The 11,569-nt window shown below is 68.8% G+C and carries 11 protein-coding genes; all 11 read left to right on the top strand.

Features of this window, described 5'->3' with window-relative positions; all coding sequences use genetic code 11:
* Positions 1-190 precede the first annotated feature (190 nt).
* The 11 genes from argC to tyrS all read left to right on the top strand — a co-directional run bounded on the left by argC (position 191) and on the right by tyrS (position 11,130).
* On the top strand, positions 191-1,240 hold the full coding sequence (gene argC / locus ACIQLK_RS07420) for an N-acetyl-gamma-glutamyl-phosphate reductase (protein WP_400363810.1): 1,050 nt from the start codon (positions 191-193) through the stop codon (positions 1,238-1,240).
* Positions 1,237-2,394 (top strand): bifunctional glutamate N-acetyltransferase/amino-acid acetyltransferase ArgJ, encoded by a 1,158-nt coding sequence (argJ, locus tag ACIQLK_RS07425; protein WP_400363811.1) that lies wholly within the window; start codon positions 1,237-1,239, stop codon positions 2,392-2,394. Before argC ends, argJ begins: the two co-directional genes overlap by 4 nt.
* Complete coding sequence (gene argB / locus ACIQLK_RS07430; protein WP_400363813.1) at positions 2,391-3,290, top strand: acetylglutamate kinase; 900 nt, start codon at positions 2,391-2,393, stop codon at positions 3,288-3,290. Before argJ ends, argB begins: the two co-directional genes overlap by 4 nt.
* A complete protein-coding gene (locus ACIQLK_RS07435) occupies positions 3,287-4,531 on the top strand; it encodes an acetylornithine transaminase (RefSeq protein ID WP_400363814.1) in 1,245 nt (414 codons plus the stop codon). Before argB ends, ACIQLK_RS07435 begins: the two co-directional genes overlap by 4 nt.
* A complete protein-coding gene (argF, locus tag ACIQLK_RS07440; RefSeq protein WP_400363816.1) occupies positions 4,528-5,451 on the top strand; it encodes an ornithine carbamoyltransferase in 924 nt (307 codons plus the stop codon). Before ACIQLK_RS07435 ends, argF begins: the two co-directional genes overlap by 4 nt.
* Positions 5,430-6,557 carry a heparan-alpha-glucosaminide N-acetyltransferase domain-containing protein gene (locus tag ACIQLK_RS07445; protein ID WP_400363818.1) on the top strand — a complete coding sequence of 376 codons (1,128 nt, stop codon included), beginning with the start codon at positions 5,430-5,432 and terminating at the stop codon, positions 6,555-6,557. Before argF ends, ACIQLK_RS07445 begins: the two co-directional genes overlap by 22 nt.
* Positions 6,554-7,984 (top strand): argininosuccinate lyase, encoded by a 1,431-nt coding sequence (gene argH / locus ACIQLK_RS07450; protein ID WP_400363819.1) that lies wholly within the window; start codon positions 6,554-6,556, stop codon positions 7,982-7,984. Before ACIQLK_RS07445 ends, argH begins: the two co-directional genes overlap by 4 nt.
* Before the next feature lie 77 nt (positions 7,985-8,061).
* Positions 8,062-8,703: a SatD family protein gene (locus ACIQLK_RS07455; protein WP_400363820.1), complete on the top strand. Its 642-nt coding sequence runs from the start codon at positions 8,062-8,064 to the stop codon at positions 8,701-8,703.
* On the top strand, positions 8,700-9,395 hold the full coding sequence (locus ACIQLK_RS07460) for a hypothetical protein (protein WP_400363821.1): 696 nt from the start codon (positions 8,700-8,702) through the stop codon (positions 9,393-9,395). Before ACIQLK_RS07455 ends, ACIQLK_RS07460 begins: the two co-directional genes overlap by 4 nt.
* Before the next feature lie 38 nt (positions 9,396-9,433).
* Positions 9,434-9,784, top strand: coding sequence for a VOC family protein (locus tag ACIQLK_RS07465; RefSeq protein ID WP_400363822.1), 351 nt, complete (start codon positions 9,434-9,436; stop codon positions 9,782-9,784).
* Positions 9,785-9,816: 32 nt separating this feature from the next.
* Entirely contained in the window at positions 9,817-11,130 is a 1,314-nt protein-coding gene (tyrS, locus tag ACIQLK_RS07470) for a tyrosine--tRNA ligase (RefSeq protein ID WP_400363823.1), read from the top strand.
* Positions 11,131-11,569: the final 439 nt, after the last annotated feature.

The raw sequence follows: 11,569 nt of genomic DNA on the forward strand, positions 1-11,569 counted from the left end.
GGATGCCGCGGCGATACCGTCGCGGTATGTCCTCGCCCGTGACCCTCACCGTTTCGACGGTGGTCCGCGCGCGTCGACGTCTGGGCGACCGCCGACTTTAGGCGACCCCTCCCGCTCTCCGCGCAGGTCGGATCGAGCCGCAGGTGTCGCCGTCTCCGGCTCCGTTCACCCCAGACAATAAGGTTGACTCATGACCTTCTCGGTCGCCGTCTCCGGCGCTTCCGGCTATGCGGGCGGAGAGATCCTCCGCCTCCTCGCATCGCACCCCGACGTCGAGATCCGCACCGTCACGGCGCACTCGAACGCCGGACAGCCGCTCATCGACCACCAGCCGCATCTGCGCTCGCTCGCGCACCTGACACTGCAGGACACGACCCCCGAGGTCCTCGCGGGCCACGACATCGTGTTCCTGGCCCTGCCGCACGGGCAGTCGGCGCAGTACACCGAGATGCTGGAGAGCGTTCCGCTCGTCATCGACGCCGGGGCGGACCACCGCCTCACGGATGCCGACGCATGGGACGCGTTCTACGGCGGTGCTTTCTCCGAGCCGTGGGCCTACGGCGTGCCCGAGCTCCCCGTCGGGAGCGCGAAGCAACGCGACGCCCTCGTCGGCGCCAGGCGCATCGCGGCACCCGGCTGTAACGCCTCCACTGTCTCGTTGAGCCTCGCCCCGGGCCTCGCGGCCGGCGTCATCGATGCGGGCGACATCGTGAGTGTGCTTGCCGTCGGACCCTCCGGAGCGGGCAAGAGCCTCAAGACGAACCTCCTCGCGTCGGAGATCCTCGGTACCGCCAACCCGTACGCCGTCGGCGGCACCCACCGGCACATCCCCGAGATCAGGCAGGCGCTCGCCGCCGCGGCCCCGGCCACGGCCGACATCCGCATCTCGTTCACGCCGGTGCTCGTCCCCATGGCCCGCGGCATCCTCGCCACCTCGACCGCTCCCATCGCGCCGGGCGTCACCGACGCGCAGATCCGGGACGCGTGGGAGTCGGCGTACGCCGACGAGCCGTTCGTACACCTGCTTCCCGAGGGATCCTTCCCCCGGACGGCGGACGTCCTCGGCGCCAACGCGGCCCTCCTCGGTCTCGCGATCGACCGGGCCGCCGGCCGCGTCGTCGTCGTCGCGGCCGTGGACAACCTCGTCAAGGGCACCGCCGGTGCCGCGATCCAATCGATGAACATCGCCCTCGGTCTCCCCGAGACGACGGCTCTGAGTGTGAACGGAGTGGCACCGTGAGCGTCACGGCAGCACAGGGATTCGAGGCGGCGGGCGTCGCCGCAGGCCTCAAGTCGACAGGCGCGAGCGACGTCGCCGTCGTCGTGAATCGCGGACCCAAGAAGGTCGGAGCGGCCGTCTTCACGACCAACCGGGCCAAGGCCAACCCGATCCTGTGGTCCCAGCAGGTCATCGGCGACGGCGTCGTCGAAGCGATCGTCCTGAACTCCGGCGGAGCGAACTGCTTCACCGGAACCTTCGGATTCCAGACCACGCACCAGACCGCCGAGAAGGCCGCCGAGCTGCTCGGCATCGGCGCAGGTGACGTGCTCGTCTGCTCGACCGGCCTCATCGGCACCGGTGACGAGGTCTTCCGAGGCAAGGTCCTCGACGGTGTCGAGAAGGGTGTCGCCGCCCTCTCCGCCGACGGGGGAGACGCGGCATCCCTCGCCATCATGACCACCGACTCGCGGCCGAAGCGGGCCGTCGTCTCTCGCGACGGCTGGACGATCGGCGGTATGGCCAAGGGGGCCGGCATGCTCGCGCCGGGCCTCGCCACGATGCTCGTCGTCATCACGACGGATGCGGACCTGGATGCCGTCGCTGCCGACGCCGCCTTGCGGCAGGCCACTCGGGTGAGCTTCGACCGGCTCGATTCCGACGGGTGCATGTCGACGAACGACCAGGTGACGCTGCTCGCGAGCGGAGCCAGCGGCATCCGTCCCGAGCCGGCCTCGTTCGCGCTCGCCCTCACGGAGCTCTGCCTCGACCTCGCGGCACAGCTGCAGGGCGACGCCGAGGGCGCCAGCCACGACATCACGATCGAGATCGTCGGCGCCGCAAGCGAGGACGAGGCCGTCACGGTCGGCCGGTCGATTGCGCGGAACAACCTCTTCAAGGCCGCCATTTTCGGCAACGACCCCAACTGGGGACGCGTGCTCGCCGCGATCGGGACGACCGACGCGGCCTTCGACCCCTACGACGTCGATGTGTCCTTCAACGGGGTCCGGGTCTGCACGGCGGGCGGCCCCGATCGCCCCCGCGAAGAGGTCGACCTGACTCCGCGCGCGACGCACATCCTCGTCGACCTGCGGGTCGGGCAGGCCGCGGCGACCATCCTCACCAACGACCTCACGCACGACTACGTCCACGAGAACAGCGCCTACTCGTCATGACCGACATCCAGCAGACCACGCCCGAAGAGGCCGCCGGCAAAGCCGCAGTCCTCGTCGAATCCCTCCCCTGGCTCAAGCGCTTCCGCGACCAGATCGTCGTCATCAAGTACGGCGGCAACGCGATGGTCAGCGAGGAGCTGCAGACTGCGTTCGCGGAGGACATCGCCTATCTGCACCACGTCGGGGTGAAGCCCGTCGTCGTGCACGGCGGCGGGCCGCAGATCTCGAAGATGCTCGACCGGCTCGACATCCCGAGCGAGTTCAAAGGCGGCTACCGCGTGACGAGCACCGAGGCGATCGGCGTCGTCCGCATGGTGCTCGCGGGCCAGATCAACCCGCAGCTCGTCTCGCGGATCAACGCGCACGGCTCGTTCGCCACCGGGATGTCAGGCGAGGACGCGGGCCTCTTCGAGGGGCGTCGACGGGGCGTCGTCGTCGATGGAGCCGAACACGATCTCGGGCACGTCGGCGACGTCGTGGGAGTCGACCCGACGGCGATCCTCGACCATCTCGCCGCCGACCGGGTGCCCGTCGTCTCCTCGATCGCGCCGGATGTCGATCAGCCCGGCAGCTCCCTGAACGTGAACGCGGATGCTGCGGCTGCCGCGCTCGCCGTGGCTCTCGGCGCGGTCAAGCTCGTCATCCTCACCGACGTCGCGGGCCTCTACGCCGACTGGCCCAACCGCGACTCCCTCGTCTCGCACCTGACCGCGACGGAGCTGCGCACGATGCTTCCGAGCCTCGAGTCGGGGATGATCCCCAAGATGCAGGCGTGCCTCGATGCGGTCGACGGCGGCGTCGACCGCGCGGCCATCATCGACGGCCGTCAGCCCCACTCGGTGCTCGTCGAGCTCTTCACAGAACGCGGAATCGGAACAGAGGTGGTGGCGGGATGACCGTGCAGACGACGGTGAGCTGGAAGGACGACGCGTCTCGCGACCTCGTCCTCAACTCGGGGGACCGATTCGCGCTGCTCGTGCGCGGCGAAGGCGCGCACCTGTGGGATGACGAGGGCACCCGCTACCTCGATTTCCTCGGCGGCATCGCCGTGATCTCCCTCGGCCACGCCCACCCCGTGTTCGTCCAAGCCGTCGCCGACCAGGCGGCCACGCTGGGACACGTCTCGAACTACTTCGCCACGCCGCCCCAGCTGGGTCTGGCGGCACGACTGAAGCGACTCGCCGGGACGGGCGAGTCCGGCCGGGTCTACTTCGGCAACTCCGGTGCCGAGGCGAACGAGGCGGCCTTCAAGCTCGCCCGTCTCCACGGCGGCACGGACAGGCCCCGCATCCTCGCGCTGAAGAACGCCTTCCATGGCCGCACGATGGGGACCCTCGCCCTCACCGGCAAGCCCGCCATGCAGCAGCCGTTCGAGCCGATGGTCCCCGGCGTCGAGTTCCTCGACTCCACGATCGACGCGCTCGAGGAGGCGATCGACGATCGCGTCGCGGCGCTGTTCGTCGAACCGATCAAGGGCGAAGCGGGAGTCCTGGAACTGCCCGAGGGGTATCTCGCTGCGGCCCGGGAGATCACCCGCCGGCACGGCGCGCTGCTGATCATCGACGAGATCCAGACCGGTGCCGGGCGCACCGGGGCGTGGTTCGCGTTCCAACACACCGGGATCACCCCCGACGCCATCACCGTCGCCAAGGGGATCGGCAACGGCATCCCGATCGGCGCGCTCATCACCTTCGGCGCCGCGAGCGACCTCTTCTACCCCGGCACCCACGGCTCCACGTTCGGCGGCAACCCGCTGGCAACCGCCGTCGCCTCGGCGGTGCTCGACGAGATCGAGAGCGCAGGCCTCGTCGAGGCGGCCACCGAGCGCGGTCGGCAGGTCCGCGACGCGGTGACCGCGATCGGGTCCGACCTGGTGGCGGGATGCCGCGGCCAGGGACTGCTGATCGGCGTCGCCCTCCGGTATCCCGTCGCGGGTGCGGTCGTCGCCGCGGCCCAGCAGCACGGGCTGATCATCAACGCCGCCAACGACTCGACGATCCGCCTCGCCCCGGCCCTCACGATCGGCGACGTCGAGATCGATGAGTTCCAGACGCTCTTCGCCCGCGCCCTCGCCACCGTCGAGGACGCCCTCTTGCTCGACGACACGACCCACGACACACCGGAGGCCTCTGCATGACCCGCCACCTGCTCCGCGACGACGACCTGACCCCCGCCGAACAGGCCGAGATCCTCGACCTCGCCGTCGAGCTGAAGGCCGACCGCTGGAAGGAGAAGCCGCTCGCGGGTCCGCAGACCGTCGCCGTCATCTTCGACAAGTCGTCGACGCGTACGCGGGTGTCCTTCGCCGTCGGCATCGCCGACCTGGGCGGTTCCCCGCTCATCATCTCGACCGCGAACAGTCAGCTCGGCGGCAAGGAGACCCCCTCCGACACCGCGCGTGTGCTCGAGCGCCAGGTCGCCGCGATCGTCTGGCGCACGTACGCGCAGACAGGGCTCGAGGAGATGGCGAAGGGCACGCGCGTGCCCGTCGTCAACGCCCTGAGCGACGACTTCCACCCGTGCCAGCTGCTTGCCGACCTGCTCACGATCCGCGAGCACAAGGGGCAGCTGAAGGGTCTGACCCTCGCGTTCTTCGGCGACGGACTCTCGAACATGGCGCACTCCTACGCGCTCGCCGGCGTCACGGCCGGCATGCACGTGCGCATCGCCTCACCCGACGACTACGCACCCCGCGAGGACGTCGTCGCCGACGCAGACCGCCGTGCCGCGGAGACGGGCGGTTCCCTCACGCTCTACACCGACCCGAACGAGGCGGCCGCCGGCGCGGACGTGATCGTCACCGACACGTGGGTGTCGATGGGGAAGGAAGAGGAGAAGATCGCACGCCTGCGGGACCTCGGTTCGTACAAGGTCACGCAGGAGACGATGTCGCTCGCTCAGGACGACGCGATCTTCATCCACTGTCTCCCCGCCGATCGCGGGTACGAGGTGGACGCCGAGGTCATCGACGGGCCGCAGAGCGTCGTCTGGGACGAGGCGGAGAACCGCCTGCACGCGCAGAAGGCGCTGCTGGTGTGGCTGCTGCGGCAGAGCTGACCCGCGCCTGGCGCAGCTGGAACGGCCCCGCCAGGCTCCACGGCCTGGACCTCGCGCGGGCACTCGCCGTCTTCGGCATGCTCGCCGCGCACCTGCTCACGATCGAAGAACCCGTCTCGCTGACGGAGCCGTCGACCTGGGCCGACCTCGTCAACGGGCGATCGTCGATCCTCTTCGCCACGCTCGCCGGCGTCTCCATCGCGCTCATGACCGGCGGGCGGATGCCGCATCGCGGTGCACGGCTCGGGGTGAGCCGCAGACGCCTCGCCGTCCGCGCCGTCGCGCTCTGGCTGATCGGGGTCCTCCTCACGCAGACCGGGGTGCCGATCTACGTCATCCTCCAGGCCTACGGCATCCTCTTCCTCCTCGCGATCCCGCTCCTCGCTTCGTCGATCCGGATGCTCTGGGTGATCGCTGCCTCCGTCGCGCTCGTGATGCCGTGGCTCCTGCCGTTCCTCGATGCGCTCGCGGTCTGGGACGGTGAATCGGGGCGGGACCTGTTCCTGTTCACGGGGTGGGCGTACCCCTTCCCGCTGTGGATCGCGTTCATCGTGGCAGGCATCGCCGTCGGGCGCACCGATCTGCGCAGCACGACGGTGCAGGTCACGATCCTCGCGGCGGGAGTGGCCGCCGCGGTCGTCGGCGGGCTCGTCTCGATCGTTGCCGAGGCGTCCGGCACGGCGTTGCCGGGCACTTACGGGGAGGCGGTGTTCTCCGCCCAGGCTCACAGCGGCGGTCTCGCGGAGGTCATCGGGTCCGGAGGATTCGCTCTGGCGGTCATCGGAGCCTGCCTCCTCTTGTGTCGCACCCCGTTCACGTGGCTCGTCGCGCCGCTGCGCGCCGTCGGCTCCATGCCACTGACCGCCTACGTGGGGCAGGTCGTCGTCTGGGCGGTGGTCGCGCTCGGCGTGTTCGATGACACGACGGACCTGCAGGCGTTCCGCGACCTCGACCCCTTCTGGTGGTTCTGCTTGGGGGCGATCGTCTTCTGCACGTCGTGGGCGCTCCTGAACGGCCAGGGCCCGCTGGAACGGGCGTTGGCCTTCCTCTCGCGCAAGCTGGTGCCCGGTTGGCACCTCGACCCCGCCGATAGGGTGGTCTCGTGAGTGAGAGCAAGAGCGACGCGACGAATCAGGGTGCGCTGTGGGGCGGGCGCTTCGCCACCGGCCCGTCTCCGGAGCTCGTCCAGCTGAGTCGATCCACCCATTTCGACTGGGCTCTGGCCCACTACGACCTGGCCGGTTCCCACGCCCACGCTCGTGCGCTCTCCGCCGCCGGATACCTCACGGCGGAAGAGGAGAGCCGGATGCACGCCGGGCTCGACGCGCTCGGCGACGCCGTGCGGTCGGGTGACCTCGTCGCCACTGAATCGGACGAGGACGTGCACGGCGCACTGGAGGCGGCCCTCATCCGTGAGGTCGGCCCGGAGCTGGGTGGCAAGCTGCGCGCGGGCCGGAGCCGCAACGATCAGATCGCGACCCTGGTGCGACTGTTCCTCCTCGACCACTCCCGGGTGATCGCACGCGACATCGTCCGCGTCGTCGACGCGATCGTCGCGCAGGCCGAGGCGCACCCTCTGGCGATCATGCCGGGGCGGACGCACCTCCAGCACGCTCAGCCCGTTCTTCTCGCGCACCACCTCCAGGCTCACGCGTGGCCACTCGTCCGCGACCTCGAGCGACTGCGGGATTGGACGGCTCGCGCGTCGGTCTCGCCCTACGGCGGGGGAGCGCTCGCGGGTGCGACTTTCGGACTCGACGCCCACGCTGTGGCGAACGATCTCGGGCTGGCGCGACCGGCCGAGAACTCCATGGACGGCACATCCGCGCGCGACGTGGTGGCGGAGTTCGCCTTCATCGCCGCGATGATCGGTGTCGACATCTCCCGCTTCGCGGAGGACATCATCATCTGGAACACGCGGGAGTTCTCCTTCGTGCGCCTCGACGACGGCTTCTCGACGGGGTCGAGCATCATGCCCCAGAAGAAGAACCCCGACATCGCCGAGCTCGCCCGCGGTAAGTCCGGACGCCTCATCGGCAACCTCACCGGCCTGCTCGCCACGCTGAAGGCCCTCCCGCTCGCGTACAACCGCGATCTGCAGGAGGACAAGGAGCCGATCTTCGATTCGGTGACCACGCTCGAGGTCCTGCTCCCGGCGTTCGCGGGGATGATCGCGACTCTCCGTTTCGACACCGATCGGATGGCGGCATCCGCCCCGGAGGGCTTCTCGTTGGCGACCGATGTCGCCGACTGGCTGGTCAAGCAGGGTGTTCCGTTCCGCGACGCCCACGAGATCTCCGGAGCCTTGGTGCAGATCTGCGAGCAGCGGGGGATCGGGCTCGAGGATGCGGATGATGCGCTTCTGGCGGACGTGTCGCCGCATCTCGTGCCGGCAGTGCGGGAGGTCCTGACGGTCGAGGGTTCGGTTGCGAGCCGGGACGGTGTCGGCGGCACCGCTCCTGAGCGGGTGGGGGAGCAGCGCGCAGCGCTGGTGTCGCGGGTGCAGGATCTCGCTCGCGACCTGCGGGTGTGATCTTCCCTGCTTATATTTCGGATTGAATAAGCAAACGGCTTATTGATTGTCGGTCATCAGCGTCGTAGCATTCCCTCATGTCTCCCCGCGTCGCCGTCATCGCCGACATCGTCGGGTCTCGTTCTCTTCCGGACCGTGCGGGCGCGCAGCGGGCGATCGTCGGCTCGTCGCACCAGGCGCACACGGACCACCGTGTTGCGGCATCCCCCCTCAGCCCGACCGTCGGCGACGAATTCCAGGCGGTCTACCCCGACCTCTCCAGGGCGCTGACCTCGCTGTTGCTCATCCAACTCCATCTCCCCGAAGGGATCGAGCTTCGATTCGGTCTCGGAGTCGGCGCGATCGAGCCCATCGACGAAACCATCACCGATGGGCCGGGATGGTGGGCGGCGCGCGCCGCGATCGACGACGCTCACCGGCTGCAGGACCGCACCGTGCCGCACGCGCGTACACGGATCGCGGCCGAAGCGGGACAGGATGCCGCCATGACCGAACGCATCGCCTATGCCAATGCCTACCTCCTCACGCGCGACGAACTGGTGTCCGCCATGAGTGAGCGGACCCGTCGGCTCACGTACGGCAGGTGCCTCGGCCGGACACAGCGGCAGTTGGCGGACGCCGAGGGGATCACCCAGCCCGCCGTGTCCCAGGCGCTCTCGGCCGCGGGCTCCGCAGCCCTGGTCGCAGGCTTCACCGAACTCTCGAAGGATGCGTCGTGATCGGTGCCGGCATCGTTCTGCTCGCCGTCGGGTTAGCGGACCTGATCCGACGGCATGCGCCGTCTCGAGCGAAGGCCGCGCTGTACGTCACAGCCTTCCTGGTCGTCCTCCTCGGATCGGCGGGAGCGGATGCCGCTGTCTGGGCCTTCATGGGCACCGGGGTCGCCGCGATCTGGGTGGTCGCCACACCCGGGTCGTCGGGTGATCGCGCAGGACTGTGGCCGCTGATCGCCGTCGCGCTCGTGGCGCTCGGCTCGGTCGCCCTCACGGGCGTGCGTCCGGATCAGGGACCGCTCGGAGCGATGTGGCCGGGAGACTCCCCGCTCGGCGCGGTGAGCCTCGACGTCGGCGTCTTCGTGCTCGGTGCACTGACGTTCCTGACGGAGTCGGGCAATGTCGTCGTCCGGTCCGCACTGCGCGGCGGGGAGGTCACCGCCGACGGCCCGACTGTCCTCAAGGGGGGACGCCTGATCGGTCCGCTCGAGCGCGTCCTCGTGTTCGCGCTCACGGTCACCGGGGCATTCACGCTCCTCGCCGCCGTCCTCGCGGCGAAGGGGATCGTCCGATTCCCCGAGATCTCCCGCGACACCGACCTCGGAACCCGTGCCGAATACTTCCTCATCGGCAGCCTCGTCAGTTGGGCGACGGCCCTGGGCGCGGCCTTCCTCCTGTGGTGGGGCACGGCGACCTGACGCTTGCCGTCAGCCGGGCCCACTGCTTGTCTCTGATCATGGCGAAAATGGAGCACTTCGAGATCCCCGTCGACGACATCCTGCGTGCGCAGGCCTTCTACAAGGACGTCCTCGGCTTCGACTACACCCCGTGGGGCGATGACATGGGCACGATCGTGCAGCCCGATGGTGAGGGCGCGAACGGCGACCTCCACATCCGGGGCGTACTGCCGCATCCGACCGTCGTCTTCACCGTCGACCGCATCGAGGACACGATCGCTCTCGCCGTTGCCGCGGGCGGAGAGCAGATGGGGGAGATCCAACCCCTGGATGAGCGTTCGCGCTGGGTGTACCTCCGCGATTCCGAGGGCAACGTCATCGGTCTCTACGACGAGGTAGCGGCGGACTGATCGGCCGAAGCCCCGCTGGTAGCCTGGAAGACGTGTCTGAATCCGTATCGAGTGCTGATCTGACGGCGCTCGCGCCCGCCAACGACCCGTCCTTCGGCAACGTGTGGGATGAGATCGTGTGGCGTGGCCTCGTGCACGTGTCGACGGACGAAGCCTCGCTTCGCGACCTGCTCTCCGGGGACCCGATCACGTATTACTGCGGCTTCGACCCGACGGCTCCGAGCCTGCACCTCGGCAACCTCGTGCAGCTCCTGCTGCTGCGGCGTCTGCAGCTCGCCGGCCACAAGCCGCTCGGCTTGGTCGGCGGGTCGACCGGCCTGATCGGCGATCCCCGGCCGACAGCGGAGCGCACACTCAACACCCGCGAGACGGTGACGGAGTGGGTGGAGCGACTGCGCGGTCAGGTCGAACGGTTCCTGAGTTTCGAGGGCGAGAATGCAGCTCGACTGGTCAACAACCTCGACTGGACGGCGCCGATGAGCGCGATCGACTTCCTCCGGGAGGTCGGCAAGCACTACCGGGTCGGCACGATGCTGAAGAAGGATGCCGTCGCCGCGCGCCTCAACTCCGACGCGGGCATCAGCTACACCGAGTTCAGCTACCAGATCCTGCAGGGGATGGACTTCCTCGAGCTGTACCGCCAGTACGGATGCGTCCTGCAGACCGGGGGCAGCGACCAGTGGGGCAACCTGACGAGCGGCACGGATCTGATCCATCGCGTCGAGGGGGAGTCCGTGCACGCGATCGGCACACCGCTGATCACCAACAGCGACGGCACGAAGTTCGGCAAGAGCGAGGGCAACGCGGTGTGGCTGGATGCCGACATGTGCAGCCCGTACCGGATGTACCAGTTCTGGCTGAACACGGATGACGCCGACGTGATCGCTCGCTTGAAGGTGTTCACCTTCCTCACGCGCGCCGAGATCGAGGAGTACGAGAGCCTCGTCGCCGCCGAGCCCTTCCGCCGCGCAGCGCAGCGTCGTCTCGCGATGGAGGTCACGACGACGGTGCACGGAGTGGATGCCGCGACCGCGGTCGCCGCTGCGTCCGATGCGCTGTTCGGCCAGGGCGATCTCACGTCCCTGGACGCACCCACGCTGCGATCCGCTTTGGAGGAGCTGCCGCATGTCGAGACCGTGGGGGAGACCCCGGTAGTGCAGGCGCTCCTGGACACCGGTCTGGTCTCGAGCGCGAGCGAAGCCCGTAGAGCGATCTCTCAGGGCGGTGTGTCCGTCGACGGCGTCAAGGTCATCGACGAAGCGCACGTCATCACGGGGTCCCTGCCCGGCGGGGTCTCCGTCCTTCGGCGCGGCAAGAAGACGATGGCCGGCGTATTCGTCTCCTGATCACCGACGTCTGCAGAGGCCGCCCACCCCGACGAGGGGCGGGCGGCCTCTGCCGTCTCCTGCGGAAACCCGGGCGACACGCCCGGGATGCGAGCGTGATTTGCCCGACCCGCAGGAGCCGCGTAACTTATTACTTGTTCGCCCCACAGGGAAGAGCGAGAGACCGAAAGGCCTCCGGCCCCCTCAAGCGGAGAACCACCTCCATCCCAAACCTCTCCTAGAGAGAACAAGACCTTGTGGTCTAGGATGGGTACTCCACCTCGAAGCCCCGTGGTGATGAGCCCGACAACGATCTTCCGATCGTTGCGTGCCGTCTCGTTCGGGAGTCGAGCGAAGAGTGTGACGTTGCCTCACTACGAAGCCCTTGCGGGGGTGGTGTGGGAGCATCCGATCCTTGAGAACTCAACAGCGTGCACTTGTCAAATGCCAAATAACCTCG

It is taken from the genome of Microbacterium sp. NPDC091382 (genome assembly GCF_044757025.1).
Classification (GTDB): Bacteria; Actinomycetota; Actinomycetes; order Actinomycetales; family Microbacteriaceae; genus Microbacterium.

Bases quoted from the DNA above. Each gene is read 5' to 3' on its own strand.
- ACIQLK_RS07455 (WP_400363820.1), top strand. From the start codon at position 8,062: ATGTCTCCCCGCGTCGCCGTCATCGCCGACATCGTCGGGTCTCGTTCT.
- argB (WP_400363813.1), top strand. From the start codon at position 2,391: ATGACCGACATCCAGCAGACCACGCCCGAAGAGGCCGCCGGCAAAGCC.
- ACIQLK_RS07435 (WP_400363814.1), top strand. From the start codon at position 3,287: ATGACCGTGCAGACGACGGTGAGCTGGAAGGACGACGCGTCTCGCGAC.
- argF (WP_400363816.1), top strand. From the start codon at position 4,528: ATGACCCGCCACCTGCTCCGCGACGACGACCTGACCCCCGCCGAACAG.
- argC (WP_400363810.1), top strand. From the start codon at position 191: ATGACCTTCTCGGTCGCCGTCTCCGGCGCTTCCGGCTATGCGGGCGGA.
- ACIQLK_RS07465 (WP_400363822.1), top strand. From the start codon at position 9,434: ATGGCGAAAATGGAGCACTTCGAGATCCCCGTCGACGACATCCTGCGT.